Source organism: Peptococcus simiae (genome assembly GCF_046569735.1).
Taxonomy (GTDB): Bacteria; Bacillota; Peptococcia; order Peptococcales; family Peptococcaceae; genus Peptococcus; species Peptococcus simiae_A.
Window position 1 is genome coordinate 13,058 of sequence record NZ_JBKICG010000002.1, and the last position, 21,050, is coordinate 34,107.

The window sequence follows — 21,050 nt, forward strand, 5'->3', positions numbered from 1 at the left end:
CCGATCTAAGCTTGATTGGCCATAATATCAGCATAGGCCCAATGGCTAGAAGGAAGGTCCGTGAAAGAGGATACCCTCTTTGCCCCATCCTTAACAGAAATGTTCAAGGCATGGTTGAGGATAACAACAGCTTGCGCTCTCGTCAACGGTGCCTCCGGTGAGAAAGTATGGCCAGAAGTGCCCTTAGCCCAACCGGCCTTAACAGCAGCACCGATGGACGAAGCTGCCCAGTGGTCTGTGGGCACATCCGTGTATCCGCTAAGGCCAGCCGGACTTAACTTCTGCCATCTGGCTAACAGAGAAATAAATTCTGCACGTGTAATTGTCTTGTCAGCTCGGAAGGTCCCGTCCGGATAGCCCCCTAAAAGACCGGCCTTTTGCAAGCTACCCACCGCTGTAGCATACCAGGCATCCGGCGCAACATCAGAAAAGGTGACTTTATCACCGGCAGGGAGAAGTCTGGCCAATAAGGCGGCGACTTCAGCCCGGTTCATGGCCACATCTGGTCGGAAGCTGCCATCTGGATACCCGGCCAGTTTCAGTGTTTTTTTAGCCGGTTGACTCGGCTTATCCGGATCTTTTTTCGGCTTTTCAGGTGCCGGTTTTACCGGTAGCGTAGGTTTAACTGGTGCAGGGTTCCAACTACTGCCACCACCGCTATGGCCACTACCGGTTGACTTGCGAACCAAGCCGTCTTTGGCCTTATTTAGAGCAGCCAGGGCCTCTTGAACCTCCTGAGCGGTCGCTCTCGGATTTTCCAAAACAGCTTCTGCTGCTTTTAAGGCCTCGATAAAGGTTACCTTTGTCTTATTCGTATACTTATCCGTCTGTACCTTTCTCGCTTCTGTAACAGCCTTAGTTAAGGCACCCTTGTTCACTTTCTCCGGTGCCGATTTTTTTACTAAAGCTGCCTTAGCCTCGTTTAACCGGTCTAAAACTTGATTCACCTTGGTCTGATCAGCATCCGTCTGATTATAGACTGCCTTGGCTTGTTTATAGGCCTCGGTGTAGGCAGCAAAACTTTTCTCCGTATAAGAAGTTTCTTCCGTCTTTTCATAAGCCTCTAAAGCTGCTTTTAAGGCGACTTTATTAACCACCGGCTTGGTCGGTTTTTTTACTAAAGCGGCCTGGGCGGCATTTAAAGCTTCTGCAGCCTGATCAACTGCCACTTGATCAGCCTCCTCCTCTTCATACGCTGCTTTAGCTTTAAGATAAGCCTCTGTATAAGCAGCAAGGCTCTCTTCAGTGTAACCCTCTTTTTCCAAGTCTTCATAAGCCGTTAAGGCTACCTTAAGGGCCGCTTTATCAGCCTTCGGGGCTTCTGGTTTTTTCTGTAGAGCATCTTTGGCTGCATTCAGGTCTTCTAGGGCCAGGTTGACAGATGCTTGGTCTGCATCTGCTTGGTCGTAAACGGCCTTGGCCTGGCTATAGGCTGCGGTATAGCCTGCAAAACTTTCAGATGTGTAATCTTGGGCCTTGGTGGCTTCATAGGTGTCCAGGGCCTTTTTCAAGTCTGCCTTATTGACTTGGACTTTTTCCACCAGGGCTTCCTTGGCAGCCTTTAATCCTTCGAGGACGCTATCCACTGCCGGTTGGTCGGCGTCTTTTTGTAGGTAAACGGCTTTTGCTTGGTCATAGGCTTCCTTATAAGCTGCAAGGCTTGCCTCTGTGTAGCCGCTCTTATCTAAAGCTTCATACTGGTCCATGGCTTCTTTCAAGGCCTCTTTATGGACTGCCGGCTTCTTCTGAAGCTTATCTTTGGCGGCATTCAACTTAGCCAAGGCCTGGTTGACAGCCGCCTGGTCAGCGTCTTTTTGGTCGTAAACAGCCTTAGCCTGATTATAGGCTTCAGTATAGGCTGCAAAGCTTTCGTCAGTGTAGTCTTGGGCCTTGGTTGCTTTGTAAGCCTCCAGGGCTTGCCTGAGGTCTGCCTTATCAACTTTGGCCAGTTCGGACTTCAAGGCTAAAATGGCCTTATCAAGTGCCTTGAGGTGGTCTTCTCTTTTATCGCCGGTCCGTTTGCCCTCCTGCTCATGAGAAGCCATGTATTGACGGGCATTATCGATAGCCGTTTCCAAGGTCTTTTTCGCATCACTGGCTGGAGCCTTTTCAAGGACTTTTTCACCCTCAGCTATCTTATTTTGAAGACCAGTCATATCGTACCTTAATAAATCAGCTACTTTAGATATTTTTTCCAGCAGGGTCCTTAAAGCATCCGGGTCCGATGTATCTTTCAGACTCATATTGACCTGGCCAATAACTTCCTCGATTTTATCTAGAGACGCTTTAGAATAGGCCCCACTCCGTCGGTCGGATTCAAGATTGGCTGTTTCAGAAATGATACGCTGCTTAATCTCTTGTACCAAGGCAATGGCCTGACCCTTCTTCATTAAACCCGTATAAGCTCTCTCCACCGCACTGCCAGTCGCCTTCGGATCTTTTTCTACCTCAAGTGCCGTCTTTAAAGCTATTTTCAAATTTTCCAAAATGGTTGGACTAACACTCTTTTTATCCAAATAATTCAAGGTCATCAGAGTGGAGTCAATCAACTTCGTTAAACCACCCTTATCTACAACAAATTCATTTTCATCAAAGCCTTTTACCAACCGGCTCGGGTCTAAGTTCAGCATCAAGCGGGCTTCCGGTGAATGCATAAAACCAGTGCCATTATCTAAGGCCGGGCTGTAATAGGTGATGCGAATAGGTAGCGTAATAGCATGATCTTTTTCCGAGAAATCTGTGATATCCAAGCGGACCCGGCTTAAACCGGTCACCGTCTTATTTTTTTCCGGGAAGGTAAAATCCTGTGATTTCAAAGTTTCAGCAAGGGCCCAACCACCAGCCCCATCTGACAGTTCGAGTTTGGTTAAAAGGCCCGTAATAGTTGGCTGCCCACCAGGGGCATCTGCCTGGCGATTACCTCCCATATTCGGTATATGGGTCATAGGCACAAATTGCAGCTCAAGCCAGGTCTTTCCACCCTCTTTATAGCGTTTGGCCTTATTCCAAAGGATTTCTTCTGCCATAGAGGGAAGGTCCTTCTTCGCTTGAAGCATGGTGACCAAGACGGTATCGACATCCGTTTGGCGCGGAGGCACGATTTCATCAGCACTATCCTCAAAGGCCTTTAGGGCCCCGGACAAGGCCTGGGTGGCAGCGGTCAATTTTTCTTCACCTGTCTCTGTTTCCAGAACTTTTTCCGCCGCCTTTAGGGCTTCCTGTAAGGTATCAAAGGCCGCCTGGGTTTTCTTGCCTTTTTCTTTCCCTTTTACCTGGTCAACTAGGTCAGCTAAAGCTCTTTTTGCTGCAGTCTCTCCTTCATCAAGGCTGGTCTCAAATTCATCAATAGCAGCCGTTAGTTTTTCCATAGCTGCATCAACATCTTTATCACTTTTAGCTGCTTTCAAGCTGGTTTGTGCCTCTTTAATCGCAGCCTGTAACCGATCAAAAACTTCTTTGCTCTTGTTACCTTGCATCTTTTCTTGAGCCAGCTTAATCAATTGATCCAGCTTAGAGGTATCTACAGCTGCACTTTTTCCTACAAGGGCTTGCAGGGCAGCATCCACTTGGGCCAACCAGCTATTGTATTGGTCCGTATCTAGGGCTACACCGTCACCATCAACCCCCTTAAGGCTGTTCAAAAAGCCCAAGGCACCCTTGGTATGCTTATCGCGTTCTGCCGTCTCAGGGGCCCAATCTTGGGCATAAAGAATTTCCTTTAAACGGGCCAGGCCCTCATCTTCATATTTGCCGGAAGCTATTTTTTCTTCAGCCTCTTTGATCTTATCTTCAAGGGGTTTGGGGTCTAACCGCAGCAGGCTCTGTAAGTCATTCACTTGACTGAACAGCGCCGAAGCCTCAACCTCAGATACCGGTGCCTTTAGCTTCGCCTTGATTTCTTCCAATTGTTTCTGGGCCTTGCCCAGGGAAGCCTTATCCATCCGAGGGTTGGCATCATAATCGGCCAATTCCTGGTCTGCTTGAATAACACAATCTAAGAGCTGGGTCCAGGGTTGGATATCCAGGCAGGCATTTTCCAAGAGATCCCCACACTTGCTAACAGCATCAAGGTCTGTTTTATCTACTGTTTCCGCTTTTTTCAAAAGCTCAGGGATGGTGTTAGGTAGGTCCACCTCCCCTTTATTGCTTAAAATTACTTTAATTCGATTAAAATCAGCTTTCAGCTGGTTAAACCGATAGTCTAATCGCTCCAAGGCCTCCTTCAATTCTTCCTTTGAGCTCTTAGAATGAGTGTCCTGTAAAACAAATTTCAAACTATCATATTTCTTTTTCTCAGTATACTGACCGTTAACCCCCTTTTCTCTCAGGATGACGGTTGTACCAATACTTTTAATTTCATTGCCCTTGTCCATATCATGCTTAAAGACAAAGGCGTCGGCCAGTCCATCCTGAGTTGTATTAATCTTTTCTGCCGGACCAACGACACTACCCATATTATATTCAATACTTTGAATATAGGAGGTCATATCTATCCCTTCATAGGCCGGAAAATGCTTAATGGTAACCGTTTTAGCCTTGGGATCATAAACCGCCTTTTTATCTAACAATTTATCTGCATAGACCACCGGACTTTGATAAGCATCTTCATTGACCACCTTATAGGTCACTTGGTAGGGCTTAGTTGGTTTATCGGCCGGGGAACCGCCAATCAGCTTTTTCTTGTCTAAATCGAACTTAAAAGCAACATTCTCTGCCGTCATGGGATATCCTAGAGATAGATAGGTCACTTGGCACCAAATAGAATTACTCAAGACCCTATTGGCCGGAATTTCTGCTTTTAAAATCAGACTTTTACCATCCACTTCTTTCTTTTCGACAACTTTTGCCGGCGTGTAATTATCCCCAAAGTATTTCACTTCTGTCAGCCCATTTTTTCCATTCACTTTAAAGGAAAGGGTGAACTTGTTTTCAGAAGGGCTATATAGGGCCTTACCTTCCAAGAAGGAAGAGATGTCGGTATGTTCAGTGGCTACAGGGACTTCATAAGTTTCAGCCTGAGGCGTAGCCCCCGGTTCAGGTTCATCTGGAATGACCGGTGGCATTTGACCCGGTTTGGCTTCAAGAGCTTTAAGGGCCTTTTCTAAGTCACTATACCAATCGCTCGTTTGATTCAGAGGCGGATGGATGCTTTTATTTTTCTCCACCCAAGCCTCAGATTTAGCTATAGCTAACTTTAGGGTGGCAAAAGAGGTCTCTGTATAATATTTCTCCTCATATTTCTTAGCCTTAACAATTAGTTTTTCCAAGCGCTCAGTATTAAATTTTAAGAGGACATTGCTATAAGCGTTATCCAGCATACTTTCTTCATAGACCAGACCGGCCAGATCCAGGTTTGCAAGACGTTTTTCCAAATCGTCCAAATATTTTTCATAGGCTTTGACCGATTCTTTGGTGTATTTTTTCAGAAGACTTGTATCCGCTAGGTTTTCTCTCGCTGAAGCAGCTTTTTCCTGAACTTTTTCTAAAAGGGTATAAATATTCTCCACTTCATAGATTGGTTGGGCAGCCTGGATTACTTCTGTCATTGAAGGATTGGCTTGATTGCGAATTTTTTGCAATTTTATGATGGCCGCTTGAACAGCCTCTGCCCGCTCCTTATCCGGACTTTGATCCAGTTCCAGGTAAGCATTCAAAAGGGTTTGTCCCCGCAAAATCCAATACTTAGCCCGGGCTTGGGTATACCGACTAAACCGATCTGTATTATCCGCTGTTTTGGTCAGGGCCTCATAATTAATGCTGATTCCAAAGGGACCGACATTTTTTGTCAACCCGGTCGCTGTCGTATAGGTCATAGATTCTACAACCAATTCATGGCCTTTCAGCTCTGCCGGAATCAAGACCCCTAGCAAGTTATACCGAGGCGTTTCTTCCGCCGGATCAGAAGCATCAATGCTTGGGCGGATTTCTTTGCCGGCCACCTTATTGATAACCATAGACTTAATACTTGACACCTTTTTATCATTGGCTACAAAAAGGAGGTCTAGATCATTGCCCCACTTAACCAGTTGCATTTCCTTAAAAAGTTCCGTGATATCCGGCATGTCTTCGCCGGTGGCTTGATACTGAGCCTGGTTTCCATCGTTAGCGGTTTGCACAACCTTAACAGCCTTCCACGGGCCGCTATAGTCACCATCTTCAGTCAATTTTTGTTGGGCATCTAGGCCGTAAATTTGCTCAATTTCCTGAATCTTATTGATCTGAAGAGCCAGTTCATTGCCTTCTAAGCCAGGGGCCTTAATCTTTGCCACTGCAGCAGTTTGATAGAGTTGATACCAGGGCGTTGTATCTATAACGTCCTTGGGGACGAGGATACTGTCCCGTAAATATTTTTTGCCATTAATCTCTTCCAATTCATCCGGATTGATCCCCGGATTACCCAAATAAGCCGAACGATCATGAAGATAGTTCGTCCCCAATAAATGTCCAAGCACTTGCTTATTTTTCAAAATATCATCAGCCTGTTGGATCAGCTGTTTCCGCACTTGAGCGTCACTATCGCCCCCTTGGGCCAGAGCCGGCTGGATACTGCCTAAAACCATCCCAGCAGCTAAAAGTAAAGCCGTCAATCGTTGAAAATGTTTTTTCATGAAAAATTCTACCTTTCTAATGCAAGATGAATTAAAAGGGGTAACGGAACCGGCCTGAGGCATCTCGCCTCAGGCTATCAGCATCCGTCTTATGTTAAGCATATTCAACAAGGTTATCTTAAAGTCATTTTTAAGTAGGAATCACTCCCTTCTGAAACTAAGCGTCCTACCAAGCCCTGTCTATTGGATGGCAATGAGGGCAATGTCCCCGGTCTTGCTGTAGTCGACCTGGTTGCCGAAGGCTTCCCCGATAAAGCGGAGGGGGACCAGGGTCCGGCTGTTTTGGATGGTGGCCGGGACGTCCAGGGTCTTCTTGGCCCCGTCAACGGTAACCTCGGTCCGGTCAATGGTCAGTTGGATGGTATGGCCGTCTTTTGTGGCAGTGACTGTCCGCGTCCCATTGTCCCATTGGACATCAGCGCCCAGGGCTTCGAAGATGGCCCGGAGGGGGACCAGGGTCCGGCCGTTTTGGATGACCGGCTGGCTGTCAAAGTTGAGTTTTTGCCCCTTGACAAAGACCTGAATGGGGTCCTGGCCGATGGGTTGGACCTGGCCGGCCCTAGGGGCAGCTGTCTCTTGGACAGCCTTGGCCTGGGCCCAGTCAAAGTGGAGGATGGCGTCCTGTTCACCGGCGCCGGGGCTGCCACCGGCCAATTGGTCCATGGCATCTACCCAGACAGCGACCTTGACCTCCCCTTCTTTAGCGGTGTCCCGGGAGAAGGACATAGCGGTGTTGTATTCACCGGTATGGGCGGCGCGAACGGCTTCCACCTTATCGCTGCCCTTGTAAACGAAGAGCTTGGTCAAATGCCCGGTCAGGCCCTGGAGGTTAATGGGCCGGAGAAAGATGGTATAATCCGTGGTCCCATTGTCCTTAACAGTGGCTTCAGCCGTCGGGTCCAGGGCCGGGGCGGCCATGGAGGTCTTGCCGGACCCGTCTGCCTTGTGCAGCTGGACCGGCACCTGGTAGGCGGTGTCGGCAAAGGCAGCTGCCGGGGCGGCCAGGAGGGCCAGACTGAGGGTAAGGGCAGTGATTTGTTTGCTAAGCTTCATTTCTCATTTTCCTTTCTCTTAAGCGTGGGCAGATATGATCTCGGCATAGGCCCAATGGCCGGGCTGGACATCGGTAAAGACCGGTTGGGCCAGCCGGGCCTCTTGGGTGGAAGCTTTTAAAAGGGGTAGCTTCAAAGCCCTGCTCATAACTAATATATCTGCCATCAGATACACTTTCAACTTGGTCGCATTGACCACCCAGGCTTTACATCTGATTACACACGAATGGCCTTTTGAATTTCATCATAAGCCCAATGGCCGGACGTGACATCAGTAAAGTGTCGGCTGGACCCGCTGCCGGTATAGGCAAAGGCCCGGTTGACCATGGCCACCATTTCAGCCCGAGTCACTGCCTGGTCAGGCTTGAAGCTGCCATCTGGGTAACCGGCGACAATACCGGCCTGGCGGGCGGCCCCAATGACTGGGCTGGCCCAGTGGCTCGATAAAACATCCTCATACTGGCCAGCGTAGGGCTCAAGCCCTTTCATCCGGACAATAAGGGCTGTCATTTCTGCCCGGGTCATGGCCTTGTCCGGTCCGATGGTCCCGTCTTCGTAGCCGGATAAGAGGCCGGCACCGATGAAGGTCCGCATGCTGGCGGTGTACCAGCTGTCAGCCGGTACATCCTTGGGTAACTTGTCTGCCTTCTGATTGGCTAGGACAAATTGGGCCAACATCGCAGCTGCTTCTGCCCGGCTGACCAGCTGGTCGGGTCGGAAGGTTCCATTGGGATAGCCGCTGATATAGCCGGCCTTCGGCTGGGTCAGGGTGAACTTGTGCTGATTCTTTTGGGGCAATTCTTCTTTCTTATCTTTGGCTTTCTTAATATCTGCCAAGGCCTTAATCAAGGCTTTTTTAGCCTTTTCTCCTTCTTTTTCAGACTTAGCGGCCTTGACTTCTTGAACAGCTGCCTTTAAGGCCGATAAGTCTTTGTCAGTATACTTTTTATCCTTAAGCAATCCCTCGGCCTCTTCCACCAAGGCTTTAAGGTGCTTATCCTTTAAGTCTTGCTTTTCTGTATCCGGATTAACCGCCGCACTACCGGATCCCCCAGCCGGCACCTGAGCCTTGCCGGACCAGTTAAGGACCAGAATGGCATCTTGAGGCACACCGGCCATCATGTCCACGCTAAAGGTGAGCTTCAATTCTTTTTCTTTCAGTGACGGGCGGGTAAAGCGGAAGCCATATTGGTAGGTGCTATCCCGACCGGCAACACTTTCTAGCGGTTGACCATCAAGACTGATGCTGATAATGTGGCCTTCCTGACCTTGAATGGGCAGTGTTTTAAAGTAGAGGGTATAAGTTGCCTCGTCACCTTTTTCAACTACATCTACCTGGGGATAGAAGGCTTGGTTGGCCATGGAAGCCTGGTCTTTACTGGCATGGCGGATAAAGGCTTTTACCGTTAATTCCTTTTCTTCCGGTGTATTGGTAGCCTTTGTCGTCAGTCCTTTGATAGCTTTATTTAAGGTCTCCGCGGCTGCTTTCATAGCTGCAGTGTCTTTATCCAGGGCAGCCTTGGCTGCGCTCAGGGCTTTTTCAAGGGTGGCCTTGCTGGCGTCTGTATAGGTCTTGCCGTCTTTCAACTTGGCTTCTGCTTGGGCGATGGCCTTGTCCAGGTCAGCCTTGGCAGTGGCTTTTTCCGGATCAACGGCCGGTTCATCGCCGGGCCAGTCAAGGACAATCCGCATATTGGCTTCGCCGTCACCACCAATAGCCTTCATCATGTCCACAACGACTGTTAAGCCAATGCTGGTCGGTTTTTCCTTGCTGACAAACCGAATGGTTTGTGGGTATTCTTTTTCACCATCGGTGTATGTGCTGACGACGGTAACTGCTTTCCGCAAGTCTTTGGCGTTTTTAGCCTTCATATCGGCCAGGCTATCATAGGTATAGGCTTCTTCCAGGTGCCCTTTCGCTTCCCCAACGGACATGGGCTTAAAGGTCACGTCTACTTGCCAGCCTTCAGCAACCCGGGTCACAAGAGCTTCAGGATTCACGGCGCCGGAAGCCATAGAGGGTTTATCTTCCTCTGCTTTGAAGACCTTGATAGGTACTTTTTGCGCTGCTTGGCTTTCTTTGAGTTGTCCAAGGGCTTCTGTCAAAGCCTCTGTTGCTGCTTTCATAGCTGCGGTGTCTTTATCCAGGGCGGCCTTGGCTACGCTCAGGGCTTTTTCAAGGGCTGCCTTGCTGGCGTCTGTGTAGGTCTTACCGTCTTTCAACTTGGCTTCTGCTTGGGCGATGGCCTTGTCCAGGTCAGCCTTGGCAGTGGCTTTTTCCGGATCAACGGCCGGTTCATCGCCGGGCCAGTTGAGGACTACCCGCATATTGGATTCACCGTCCCCACCCATGGCCTTCATTATATCCACAACGACAGCTAAGCCGATGGTGGTCGGTTTGTCCTTGGTCACCACCCGGATGGTCTTGGGATAGTTTTTGTCACCGTCCATATAAGTATCGACGACGGTAACGGCCTTGCGTAAGTCTTTGGCGTTTTTAGCTTTCATATCAGCCAGGTTGTCATAGACGTAAGCTCCTTCTAAGTGGCCGCTTAAGCCCATTACTGTCATAGACTTAAAGGTGATATCCACCTGCCAGCCCTCCTCGACTTGGGTCACTTGGGCTGCCGGTTCAACTGCCCCGGAGGCCATAGAAGGCACATCCTTATCTGCCTTGAAAACTTGAATAGGCACTTGTTGGGTCGGCTGGCTCTGGTCAGAGACCAGTTTGTCAGCCTGGGCCGGTAGGCTGGGTATCACACTGAAGAGTATACAAAGGGTTAGTAGGCTTGCTATTAAACGTTTCACTGTAAGTCTCCTTTCTGATCGAGCCACCCTTGGATGGCTTCACGAAATACCTGTACACCTGCCTGGTACTCTTCTTCAGTCGGCATCCGGGATTGCTCCCCGGCTTCGACCATTTGTCGCTTGATGCTTTCTCCATTCTCACCTAAAACATGGGCCGGCATCTGCCGGACCCGGTCGAGCAGCTTGGCTTCAACGACACCGGGCAGGACAGCCATCCCTAGGGCTGTCCCATGGCCGGCCAGGAGACTGGCCAGGTTTTCCTTGACCCGGTCGCCATGGGGGCTTTCCGGTAGGGCCCCCATGGTCACAAAAATGCCCAGGGGCAGGTCTGCCGGCAGGTCCTCTATCCAAGCCTTGGCCGCCTTATCCGGCCAGGCCCGGTCAATCCAGCCGCCGGCTAGGATGCAATCATAGCCGGAGGCATCTGCCCCCTTCTTGATATCTGCCAGGGTCCAGTCACCGAGGTCCGCCAGGCCGGCAGCCAGACGGTCGGCCAGCTTGGCCGTATTCCCGGTCAGGGATGAGTAAGCAATGAGTCCTTTCATGGGTTTGTCTCTCCTTTAAATTGATTGATGTCCGATATGGGGGGATAAGACCAGGGTCCGTCCATAGTGGTTGACCACCTCTAGGGGGGTGTCGTAGAGCCGGGTAACGGCTTCAGAGGTAATCACATCCTCGGCCTGGCCCTGGAAAAGGACCCGGCCCTTTTTCATGCCGATCAGCTCATCTGAAATATCGACGGCCTGGTTGATGTCGTGTAAAATCATGACCACTGTCAACCCCAGGCGGGCATTTAAGTCCTTAATCAGGTGGAGGAGGTCAGCCTGGTAGCGGACGTCTAAGTAGGTGGTCGGTTCGTCTAAAAATAAGTATTCACTTTCCTGGGCCAGGGCCATGGCAATCCAGACCCGCTGGCGTTGCCCACCGGAAAGGGCAAAGACCTGTCGGTCGGCCACTTCCTGGAGGTTGGTCCGGCTGAGAGCCTCCTCTACCGCCCGCTCGTCGTCCTCGCCATAGCGGGCCATGAGCTTGAGGTAGGGGCTCCGTCCATAGCTGACCAGGTCCCGGACGGTAATATCGCCGGTGATCCGGTTTTGCTGGTGGACGATGGCCACCTTCCGGGCAAAGTCTTTCTGCTTGTAATGGAAGATATTCACATCATCCAGGTCAATAATCCCCTTTTGAGGCCGCAGGTGCCGGGTGCAACAATTAAAGAGGGTCGACTTCCCGGACCCGTTGGCCCCCAGCAGGGTGGTGATTTTCCCCGGCGCAAAGGAGAGACTCACGTCTTTTAGGATCAGGTGGTTGCCGTAGGCAAAGGATAGGTGCCTAATATTCATCGGTCTGCCCTCCAATCTTCAGTAAGGCGATAAAGAAGGGCCCACCGACCACCGCCATAATGACAGCCGCCGGCACCTCATAGGGGTAAAAAATAGCCCGGCCGATGGTGTCACTGGCCAGCATAAAGAGGGCCCCCAGGAGGATGGCGTAAGGAATCAGGACCTTGTGGTCGCTTCCCACCAAAAGGCGGGCAATATGGGGGACCAGGAGCCCTAAAAAGCCCACAATTCCTACCGTTGAACTAGTGATTGCAGCCAAAATAATGGCGATCAGGGCCACCCAAAAGCGGTTTCGGTCTACGGCGATCCCCAGGCCCCGGGCAGTCTTATCGTCCAAGGCCAGGAGGTTACAGACCCGGGCCGAAAAGAGGGCCACCACCAGGGTAATGCCGACGTAAATAACCAGGAGCCGGACATCATCCCAGGTCTTCTGGGCAATGTGGCCACTGACAATCGACTGGATCCCGGTCATATTGACCCCACCGCCAAAGGCGGCTGTCACCGCCTGGCCAATGCCGGTGAAGGTCATATTCAGGGCCACCCCGACGAGGATGAGCCGGGTCGGGTGGACGCCGCCATCCCAGGCCAGGGAATAAATGGCCAGGTAGGCGAAGAGGCCCCCAAGAATCGATAAGAGGGGGACACCGAAAAATAGAGAGGGAAAGATGGCTGTCACCAGACTCCCGACCAGGGCCGAGGCTGATGAAATCCCGATAATGCCAGGGTCGGTCAGGGGGTTCTTCATGACCGCCTGGAGCAGGGTCCCGGAGACCGCCAGGGCGGCCCCGGCAAAGAGGGCGATGATAATTCGCGGCAGGCGGACATCCATAACGGTCCGGACTGCTTCATCGCCGCCACTGGCCAGGCCATGGACCAGCTCAGCCAGGCTGACATTCAAGCTGCCCACGGTGGTAGAGACCAGGGTCAGAACCACCAGGAGGATGGCGGTCCCGGTAAAGGCCCCGATCCGCAAGCCCAGCCGCCGGCGCTTGCCGACCTGGTCAGGCGTTAAGGCTGTTTTTTCACGCATACAGGTATCCCTCCAAATCACTTAAGGCCTCCGGATAATTAAATTTAGCACTCATGCCAAACCGGTTATGGTTCAGGTCATAGACCCGTCCCTCTTTAACGGCCCGGAAGTGTTTCCAGTTAGGATTGGTTTGGAATTCTTCATGAAACATGGCCATGACTTCGTCAGGCAGGGCGTGGGCGGTACAAAAGATTAGGTCCGGGTCCTTTTTCAACATGTCTTCCACGTTGACATTTAAGAAGGGCTGGCTGGCATCGGGGTAGACATTCTCCCCGCCGGCCAACTTGACCAGGCTGCCCACATAGGACTGGTCTGTGGCCACCACATAGGACCCGGGCAGGCCCATGAGGATGAGGACCTTTTTGCCGGACCCCTCCGGGTGGCGCTGGCGGTAGTCCGCCATAAAGCGGTCATAGTCTGCCACCAGGGCGGCCGCTTCCTGCTGACGGTTAAAGAGCCGGCCCAGGTCACTGATGCTCTGGTACATCCCGGGCACTGTATTTAAGTTGATAAAGCCATAAGTTAAGTTTAATTTCTCATAAATGGGCTTCAGGTCACCAATGAGGCTGGCCGGGGAAATCACCCAATCCGGGTGAAGGGCCGAAAGGACTTCCTGGTCCGGCTGCATGGGGGCCCCGACAGAGGTCACACCCCGGTACCGGTCCGGTAGGGGGTCAACCTGGCTGTCGGGAACGCCGACGACTTGAAGGTCCAATTTTTCCATAATATAGGCCGTAGCCATAGAGGTCACCACGATCCGTTCAGGGGTTTCCTTGCCGGTCGCTGATCCGGCTTCCTGGCCCAGGGCCACCGGCGGGTGGCTGCGGCTATAGGCGCAGAAAACGCCGGCGGTCATGACCACCACCATGAGCAGGCTGACCAGTGCCTTAGCCCAAACGGTCTTCTGCCTCATAGAGCATGGCCTCCTTTCCGTCATTGTAGCGACGAAGGAAACGGACGCCGACCACCAGGGCCAGGGCCCCTAAAAGGCCACCGGCAGTGACCAGGACCAGGGTGACGACGAGGGCCATGAAGAGGGTCCGGGTCAAGAGGCCCCAGGGGCCGGTCGCGGTCCCCCCTTCTTGGAGTTCGGGGCTATCCGCTGTCAACAGGCCCACATCATCGGCCAGGGCCTCCCCTTCTTCGGGCGATTTGGTCGCGATCTTCCCGGTCTTGCCGGCAGTGCTACCAGCCTTGGCCGGGGTGCCGGCAGCGGTCTTTTTGGCCTTGGCCTGGCCGGTCGCCGCCTGGCTCTTGCCGGCTGAGCCAGTCCCGCTGCTGGTCCCGGCGGCCTGGCCGGCGCCATCGGTCTGCCGGTTGGTCAGGTTCCCGTCCATCAGGCCGTAAAAGATAACCGACCGGCCCATATCCTGGATAAAGGCCTCAATTCGGAGAACCGCATCCGGCCCGGGCACGGCAATCATATAGTCAACAGTCGTCCCGGTCCGACCCACTTCCAGGGCCTCTACCCCGGTAAAGCCGCCGGCGCCCCGGTTTTGGACGGAAAAGGATACATCGCCCAAGTGGTCGGCCATGTTCAGCCGGAGGGTCAGCCAGCGGTTGCCGTCATTGTCCACTTCATAAAAGCCGCCGGGGGATAAGACGGAGGTCACCATGCCCTGGCCAATGGCTTCGTTATTGCCACTGTCTTCAATGACCCCGGTCAGGGGGTGGGCATAGCTGGCCTGGATCCCCACATCGGCACTTTCGGCTGCCCAGGCCAGGGCCGGCAGCAGCATGAGGAGAAAAATCCCGCACAAGTATCCTTTAATGGTTATCTTCACGCCTGCGCAACCCCCTTTCAAAGCTTCGTAAGTACATCAATCGATCCAGTTCATTTTTCAAAAGCGGATAGGTCCGCTTGACCAGCAATAGGGCACCGGCAACCAGGAGAAAAAAGATAAAGAGTAGGGTAAAGATCACCGGGCCATTTTCCTGACTGGCTGCCTGGTCCTCGCTATCGGCCGCCGGGTCGCCCTCAGCGGCCTGGTCATCACCAGCGCCGGCGGCCAGGGCAGCCGGGCGATTCACCGCCCCGGTAGCCTTAGCGGTCGGTCCGGCGCTGGCCTTGGCGGCCTGGACCAGGCCGGTGGTTTTTGCCGGGCCGGCTCCGGCGGCCTGGCGGCTACTGGCCGCCTGCCGGCCGCTGCCAGCTGCTACAGGGCCGGCGGGCTTGGCCTTATTTGAACCGGGCCCTTTCGTCGTTTTGCCTGCTGCCGGCGTCCTTGTCGACCCGGCCCCCGGCACCATGACCAACTGGGCCGGCAAGTCGCAATGGACCAGCCACTGGTCACCGGCATCTTCCAGGACCAAGGCCTGCCGGTCTTCCCCCTGGAGCCGGTAGACCGTCGCCTGGGGGTAGACCTTGGGCAGGTAGAGGGCCGCCCCCTTCATAGGGTAGGCCGTTCGGACCTGATCAAGCCGGGGCACATCGCCCGGGGCGACCCGGTCTAAGGGATAAAAGAGGTCGACCTGCCAGCCCCGGGCTTCGGCCACCCCGAGGGCGGCCTGCTGGGCCTCTAGGTCATTTAGGGCCAGGAGGCGGACGGTCAGGTCCGGCAGGGGGCTTTGCCCGGCCGGCACATCCAGGGAAAGGCCTGATGCTGACAGGGTCGTTGGCCCCGCGCTCGGCGCCCCCTCGGCCTTGGCCAAGGCCTCCAGCGCACCCGGGTCCACAGCCCGGGCCCCTGACCAGTCCACTTGTAGCCGGGCCGGCAGGGGGCCGCCACCCATAAAGACCACTTGGGGGTTCACCAAAACCGGCAAGGGGCCCGGCTGGGGGCTATAGGTCAGACGGAAATAGCGGGGCCGCAGGCCCTTGACCCCGGGTATCTCCAGGGTATAATCCAAGGGCTCAGCCGGCCGGTAAGCCCCCCCTTCCAGGTAGTGACAGGCGCTCAGGGAGGTGGTCAGGCCGGTGACGCTAATCACCTGGGTCTCCAGGTAAAGGCTGGCTGTGCCCTGCCGGACCTCCACCAGGGCCTCAGGGGTCAAACCCTGGGCTCCCATCGAGGGCTTATCCTTTTCTGCATGTAAGAGGGTCACCGGCACCCGGTAGCATCCGTCTGCCGGTAGGTCAGCCGCCTGCAAGGGACCTGCCAATAAGCAAACGACCAGCCAAGCCCATAAGATGTATTTGATAAACCGATCCACGACGATGGCATCCCCCTTTCTTTTCGACTCATATTTTATTTAGCTAAAGCTAACAAATCAATATTTTATTTGGTTGTTTATATGTTATCTTTGGTTAACGATAGCTAACTTGTGCCTCAAAAATACCCGCCACGCCAGTACAGCGTGGCGGTAATTGCCTAAGCCAAATTAAATAGGTTAATGGTAAAAACAAACTTGGCATAGTGCCGATGGTCAATATTAATATCCGGAATGACACACAATTCCAGGGCCGCTTGCAGAATGCCCCCGCCAGTATAGTACCAGGTTTTAATCAGGTTGAAAGGGATACTGACTTTTTCACCAATGGGAATGACCCTTTCCTTTCCCTCATCCCTATAAACAAGAAGCTTCGGCTTGCAAGAATACTGGTTACCTTCATAGGCCTCTTCAATAGGCTTGACCCGGAAAGTTATCAGGTCTTCGCTGTCATCAGGGGAAATCGTCACCTCGACATCCCGGTAAATGCCCCGCAAGGCCATGGACAGGGGCACAAAGACATCGTCGGGGTGGTTTTCTTCCTGGAAGACCACAAAGTAAATCCGGCTCACCCCCGGGCCCAGGATCTTGGCCATTTCATCAGAGGACAGGCTGGTCCCCTGCCGGTTGTCGACCTGGACAAAGTAGCGGGCCATGGACAGGAGCCGGGCCCGCATACTACTGGATTCCTCCATCAGCATGGAATTAGCCAGTTCCCGGGCAGACTTTTTTTCAATTCCCAGGCCAGCTTGGAGGACAATAGCCATGTCATCCCGTTCCAGCTTATTTTCTTCTGCTATATGCCGGCCCAGGTCAGACAGGTAAATAATATTCTGCTCCTTATAGACCAGGCCAATCTTAACCATCCGGTCGATGATTTTCTTACTGTTGACCTTACTGCAGTTAAAATAAGCAGATATGGTCGGCAAGGATTCATCCCGATCCGACTCCAACAAGTAGAGCAGGTATTGTTTTTGATTGTTGGTCAACGAAATATCAAACATATAACCACGACTTTCTAAATAAGTTTAATAACTGTCAACCTCAATGAGTCTGTCAGCAATCCGCAAGGTGGAAGGGCGGTGACTGACGATGATAACCCCCCGCTTAGCCCCTTCCTCCCGGATGGCCTTTAAAATGATCCCCTCATTCAGGCTATCCAGGTTGGCTGTCGGTTCGTCAAATAGGGCCACTTCCCCCTTATGAAGAAAGGCCCGCGCTAAGCCGATGCGCTGGCGCTCACCGGCAGACAAGCGGTTGCCTAACCGGCCTGCTCCGGTAGCATATCCATCCGGAAAGCCCATGATGACATCGTGAATGCCCGCCTTCCGGCAGGCCGCTTGGACCATCTCATCACTGGCTGTCAGGTCGGCTAAACGGACATTTTCCATTAGGCTGTCATTAAATAAGTGGGTGTCCTGGGTCATGTAGCTTTCCAACCGCCGCAGGGCGTCAGAATCAACCGCTCGAAGGTCTTCACCATTTAATACCACCTGCCCCTGGCTGGGGTCGTAAAACCGCATCAGGAGCTTAAGGGCTGTCGATTTACCGCAACCGGACGGGCCGGTGAGCCCCACGATTTCATTAGCCGCCAGGCTCAGCTGCCAGTCTTGTAAAACAGGTTGACCGTCATATGAAAATGATACATTGTCCATAGCTAACCTGTCAAACGCATAAATACGAGCCCCACTAACATCTTCCGTTTCCGGTTGGGCATCTAATACCGCCAGAACCCTTTCCCCGGAGGCAAAGGTCAGGAGGAGGTTATTGGCCAAGTTGGCCAGGGCCAAGGTCGGACCAAAACCGGACATAAAGGCAATCGCCGGGATAACCACCTGGCCCCAGTCTACAAGACCGGCCCGGTAAAGATAGCCGGCCAAGGACCAAAAGGCCGCGTAGCTCAATAAAATCAAACCCAGGGACAGGCTCCGGTTAAAGGATTCCGTCTTCTGCAGCTGCCAGACCGAACCGGCCAGGCGGTCACTGGCCCGGTCCAAGAGAGCCCGTCGGTTGGCCTGCTGGCCGAACTGAACACATTCCCGGATGCCCCGAAAGCTGTCCAGGAGGATATTATTTAACCGGCTCAAGTCCCCCCGCTGCCTGCGGCCGGGCACCCGGCCCAATTTGGCGGTAATAATGGGGATGGCAATGGCCAGGAGGAGGTAGATAGCTAAGGCCAGGAGGGCATAGGCCCAGTGGAAACTGGCAAAAAAGAGGGTCATGGCCGTACAGACGATGACCGCAATGGCCACCGGTGAAATGGTGTGGGCATAAAAGACTTCCAAGAGTTCGATATCATTGGTGATGACGGAAATCAGGGTCCCGCTGTCATGCTTGTCCAACCCGGCCGGTGCCTGCCGGCGCAGGGCCTTAAAGACCCGGTCCCGGATGACCGCCAGGATACGAAAGGCCATATCATGGTTGGCCAACTGTTCAATATAGTGGAGGAGCGCCCGTAGGAGGCCCAAGGCGATAAAGCCGGCTGCCAGCGCCACCAGGGAGGGGCCCTGGCCTTGAACCACCGCCACCAGGGCCCAGGCCCCCAGGGTCGGAATGGCAATTGCCGCCAGGTGGCCCAAGCTCCCGGCTGTGATGGCCACCCCCATGGTTTTCACTAGGGGCCGGGTCATGCCTAAAAGCCGCCGGGCCATGGTGGGCCAGGATAATTGCTGCCTTGCCATTACATCACTCCTTGTCTTTGCAACTGGCCGTAATAGGCCCATGCTTCAGCCGGACTGTCGGCTTCATCAGCCAACTGAGGCGTTACCGGGGGGATTGGCGCTCCGACCCGTTCCCGGGTCTGGGCCCGGCCACTGCCGTAGGTCTCCAGCTGTCTTTGTTCTGTATACATCTTGGCAAAGGCCCCCTCTTGGGCTAAGAGGGCTTCCGCCGTCCCCTGTTCTTCAATCCGGCCCTTGGTCATAAAGACCACCTGGTCCGCTTCCAGGGTCAATTGCAGCCGGTGGGTGATCATGACCACCGTTGCCTGTCGGCAGAGGTCCTTGATGACCTCCATAATCACCGCTTCGCTGGCTGCATCTACATTACTCGTTGCCTCGTCAAATATATAGAGGTCCGCTTCCTTTAATAAGAGCCGGGCAATGGCCAGCCGTTGGCGTTGGCCGCCGGAGAAATTAGCCCCGCCCTCGCAAATGACGGTATCCAGGCCTTCGGCCGCCCGGAGCCGGTCGGCCAGGCGGACCTTTTCAAGGACCTGCCACATCTTGGCCTCAGTGACCGTCGGGTCAGCCATCTGTAAATTGGCCCGGACGCTTTCATTAAAGAGCCAGGGTTGAGCATCAATCCGGCCAATCCGCTTGGCCAGGACCGCTGCCCGGTTTTCACCGGCGCCAAATCCATAGCGGATGGTCCCCCGGTTGGGCTCGTATTCGCCACAAAGGAGGCCGGCCAGGGTCGACTTGCCACAACCGGAGGGCCCAACCAGGGCCACCAGTTCGTGGGGGCGTACCTTTAAGTGAATATCCTTCAGGACCGGGACATCGGCCGTATAGCCATAGTCCACACCATCGACCTCCAGGGCCAGGCCGGCCGGAGCCGGTTCCAAGGCGGCTTCTGCAGCAGCCGGCCGGTCCAGGACCTTAAAGAGCCGGTCCACTGCCGCCAGGCCGTTCATGGCCACATGGAAGAAGGCCCCCAGCTGCCGCAGGGGTAGGAAAAAGTCCGCCCCCAGGAGGATAAAGGCCAGGCAGCCGGCCACCGACAGGGCCCCCTGGGAAAGGGCAAAAATAGCCATAAAGGTCCCCAGGGCCGCGCCCCCATAAGCAACCAGGTCCATGACCCCGATATTGGACAATTGCATCCGCAAAACCCGCATGGTAGCCAGGCGGAAGGCCTCAGCCTCCTTATTCATGGCTTCATTCCGGGACTCGTCTGCCCCGTAGAGTTTCAGGGTAACCAGGCCCTGGACATTATCCAGGAAGCGGTCAGCCAGACCGATAAAGGACCCCCAGTAGTTGGTCATCACCCGCTGGGCTAATTTTTGTACCAGGAAGATGGCCAGGGGAATGATAGGGATAAAGGCCACGAAAACCAGGGCCACCTGGGCATTGAGTTGGACCAGGGCCACAAATAAAATCACCGGTGCCAGGAGGGAGTAGATGAGCTGGGGCAAGAAGCGGCCGTAGTAGTTATCCAGCTGCTCTACCCCCTCTACCCCAATCTGGACCAATTCGCCCGGGGAAATATAGCCACTGTAGGCCACCCCATAGCCGTAGGCCTTGTCAAAAAGGGCCAGACGGAGCCGCTGCTTGACGGCCATCGAAGACCGGTAGCTGGCCCAGGTTTGGACATACTGACTCAAGGCCCGGACCAGGAAGGCCCCGGCCACTGCCAGGACCACCGGCCCAAGCCGGACCTGGCCGGCCAGGAGGGCCTGGACAAAGTCCGCTAAAACAAAGATCATCCCAATATTCACCAAGAGGGCCAGGACCTGCATCCCAACCGCCAGGGCGATATACCGCCGGGTTCCGGCCACTGCCTTAATCAACCGCTTCGTATTCATGCATTTTCCTCTTTCAGTGTTTTTATATGGATGGTAAAAATATAGTACTTAACCGCCACCAAGATGATAAGCCCTATCCGCACCAGCGTATAAGGGGTCAGGATAATAGCAGCTGTCAACAAGGTCGTCGCTACCAGTAAAACCTTTACTTTTTGCCGCCGGGTCATCCCGCCCTTTTCCAGGTAGGCGGCACAATAGTTTTGGTAAAACTTGGTCTGGATAAAGTAACGATGGAAGCGGTCAGAACTCTTAGTGAAACAAGCCGCCGCTAAGAGATAGAAGGGGACCGTCGGTAAAATAGGCAGAATAATACCTATGGTCCCACAAATGAGTGCCAAGCTACCCAGTAAAAAATAGAGGTACCGCATAACTTCTCCTTTCCGGTCTGGTTTTATTAGGTATAGCTAACTAATTCGATCACGTTTAGTATAGCAATAAAAAAATACCCTAGCCATAGCTTTATGCCATTAACCAGGGTTACTCATCCGTCCTTTAACCTAACCCAAATAAGGCCAAATAGAATAAAATGGGCAAAAAAAA

14 protein-coding genes are annotated in these 21,050 nt (G+C 53.4%); all 14 read right to left on the reverse strand.

Annotation, left to right across the window (positions count from 1 at the left end; translation table 11 throughout):
* Nucleotides 1–5: 5 nt before the first annotated feature.
* The 14 genes from ACLGL1_RS01070 to ACLGL1_RS01135 all read right to left on the reverse strand — a co-directional run bounded on the left by ACLGL1_RS01070 (nucleotide 6) and on the right by ACLGL1_RS01135 (nucleotide 20,878).
* The gene (locus tag ACLGL1_RS01070; RefSeq protein WP_411006952.1) at nucleotides 6–6,608 is read right to left on the reverse strand and encodes an S-layer homology domain-containing protein; all 6,603 of its coding nucleotides are present in this window, start codon (nucleotides 6,606–6,608) and stop codon (nucleotides 6–8) included.
* 180 nt (nucleotides 6,609–6,788) lie between these two features.
* Nucleotides 6,789–7,661 (reverse strand): copper amine oxidase N-terminal domain-containing protein, encoded by an 873-nt coding sequence (locus ACLGL1_RS01075; RefSeq protein WP_411006953.1) that lies wholly within the window; start codon nucleotides 7,659–7,661, stop codon nucleotides 6,789–6,791.
* Nucleotides 7,662–7,679: 18 nt separating this feature from the next.
* Nucleotides 7,680–7,826: a hypothetical protein gene (locus ACLGL1_RS01080; protein ID WP_411006954.1), complete on the reverse strand. Its 147-nt coding sequence runs from the start codon at nucleotides 7,824–7,826 to the stop codon at nucleotides 7,680–7,682.
* Between the two features lie 50 nt (nucleotides 7,827–7,876).
* Nucleotides 7,877–10,468, reverse strand: coding sequence for an S-layer homology domain-containing protein (locus ACLGL1_RS01085; RefSeq protein WP_411006955.1), 2,592 nt, complete (start codon nucleotides 10,466–10,468; stop codon nucleotides 7,877–7,879).
* Nucleotides 10,465–11,013, reverse strand: coding sequence for a flavodoxin family protein (locus ACLGL1_RS01090; protein WP_411006956.1), 549 nt, complete (start codon nucleotides 11,011–11,013; stop codon nucleotides 10,465–10,467). The genes ACLGL1_RS01085 and ACLGL1_RS01090 overlap by 4 nt, the downstream gene beginning before the upstream one ends.
* 15 nt (nucleotides 11,014–11,028) lie before the next feature.
* On the reverse strand, nucleotides 11,029–11,808 hold the full coding sequence (locus tag ACLGL1_RS01095) for an ABC transporter ATP-binding protein (RefSeq protein ID WP_411006957.1): 780 nt from the start codon (nucleotides 11,806–11,808) through the stop codon (nucleotides 11,029–11,031).
* Nucleotides 11,798–12,838 carry a FecCD family ABC transporter permease gene (locus ACLGL1_RS01100; RefSeq protein ID WP_411006958.1) on the reverse strand — a complete coding sequence of 347 codons (1,041 nt, stop codon included), beginning with the start codon at nucleotides 12,836–12,838 and terminating at the stop codon, nucleotides 11,798–11,800. Before ACLGL1_RS01100 ends, ACLGL1_RS01095 begins: the two co-directional genes overlap by 11 nt.
* Nucleotides 12,831–13,751, reverse strand: coding sequence for a heme ABC transporter substrate-binding protein IsdE (gene isdE, locus ACLGL1_RS01105; RefSeq protein ID WP_411006959.1), 921 nt, complete (start codon nucleotides 13,749–13,751; stop codon nucleotides 12,831–12,833). The genes ACLGL1_RS01100 and isdE overlap by 8 nt, the downstream gene beginning before the upstream one ends.
* The gene (locus ACLGL1_RS01110; protein ID WP_411006960.1) at nucleotides 13,726–14,622 is read right to left on the reverse strand and encodes a heme-binding Shp domain-containing protein; all 897 of its coding nucleotides are present in this window, start codon (nucleotides 14,620–14,622) and stop codon (nucleotides 13,726–13,728) included. Before ACLGL1_RS01110 ends, isdE begins: the two co-directional genes overlap by 26 nt.
* Complete coding sequence (locus ACLGL1_RS01115) at nucleotides 14,606–15,991, reverse strand: hypothetical protein (protein WP_411006961.1); 1,386 nt, start codon at nucleotides 15,989–15,991, stop codon at nucleotides 14,606–14,608. The genes ACLGL1_RS01110 and ACLGL1_RS01115 overlap by 17 nt, the downstream gene beginning before the upstream one ends.
* Before the next feature lie 158 nt (nucleotides 15,992–16,149).
* Complete coding sequence (locus tag ACLGL1_RS01120; RefSeq protein ID WP_411006962.1) at nucleotides 16,150–16,992, reverse strand: hypothetical protein; 843 nt, start codon at nucleotides 16,990–16,992, stop codon at nucleotides 16,150–16,152.
* A 24-nt stretch (nucleotides 16,993–17,016) separates the two neighbouring features.
* The gene (locus ACLGL1_RS01125) at nucleotides 17,017–18,669 is read right to left on the reverse strand and encodes an amino acid ABC transporter ATP-binding/permease protein (RefSeq protein WP_411006963.1); all 1,653 of its coding nucleotides are present in this window, start codon (nucleotides 18,667–18,669) and stop codon (nucleotides 17,017–17,019) included.
* A complete protein-coding gene (locus tag ACLGL1_RS01130; RefSeq protein WP_411006964.1) occupies nucleotides 18,669–20,510 on the reverse strand; it encodes an ABC transporter ATP-binding protein/permease in 1,842 nt (613 codons plus the stop codon). The genes ACLGL1_RS01125 and ACLGL1_RS01130 overlap by 1 nt, the downstream gene beginning before the upstream one ends.
* Complete coding sequence (locus ACLGL1_RS01135; protein WP_411006965.1) at nucleotides 20,507–20,878, reverse strand: YbaN family protein; 372 nt, start codon at nucleotides 20,876–20,878, stop codon at nucleotides 20,507–20,509. Before ACLGL1_RS01135 ends, ACLGL1_RS01130 begins: the two co-directional genes overlap by 4 nt.
* Nucleotides 20,879–21,050 lie beyond the last annotated feature (172 nt).

Bases quoted from the DNA above. Each gene is read 5' to 3' on its own strand.
- ACLGL1_RS01130 (WP_411006964.1), bottom strand. From the start codon at position 20,510: ATGAATACGAAGCGGTTGATTAAGGCAGTGGCCGGAACCCGGCGGTAT.
- ACLGL1_RS01080 (WP_411006954.1), bottom strand. From the start codon at position 7,826: ATGGCAGATATATTAGTTATGAGCAGGGCTTTGAAGCTACCCCTTTTA.
- ACLGL1_RS01075 (WP_411006953.1), bottom strand. From the start codon at position 7,661: ATGAAGCTTAGCAAACAAATCACTGCCCTTACCCTCAGTCTGGCCCTC.
- ACLGL1_RS01070 (WP_411006952.1), bottom strand. From the start codon at position 6,608: ATGAAAAAACATTTTCAACGATTGACGGCTTTACTTTTAGCTGCTGGG.
- ACLGL1_RS01135 (WP_411006965.1), bottom strand. From the start codon at position 20,878: ATGCGGTACCTCTATTTTTTACTGGGTAGCTTGGCACTCATTTGTGGG.
- ACLGL1_RS01125 (WP_411006963.1), bottom strand. From the start codon at position 18,669: ATGGCAAGGCAGCAATTATCCTGGCCCACCATGGCCCGGCGGCTTTTA.
- ACLGL1_RS01100 (WP_411006958.1), bottom strand. From the start codon at position 12,838: ATGCGTGAAAAAACAGCCTTAACGCCTGACCAGGTCGGCAAGCGCCGG.
- ACLGL1_RS01095 (WP_411006957.1), bottom strand. From the start codon at position 11,808: ATGAATATTAGGCACCTATCCTTTGCCTACGGCAACCACCTGATCCTA.
- ACLGL1_RS01120 (WP_411006962.1), bottom strand. From the start codon at position 16,992: ATGTTTGATATTTCGTTGACCAACAATCAAAAACAATACCTGCTCTAC.
- ACLGL1_RS01090 (WP_411006956.1), bottom strand. From the start codon at position 11,013: ATGAAAGGACTCATTGCTTACTCATCCCTGACCGGGAATACGGCCAAG.
- isdE (WP_411006959.1), bottom strand. From the start codon at position 13,751: ATGAGGCAGAAGACCGTTTGGGCTAAGGCACTGGTCAGCCTGCTCATG.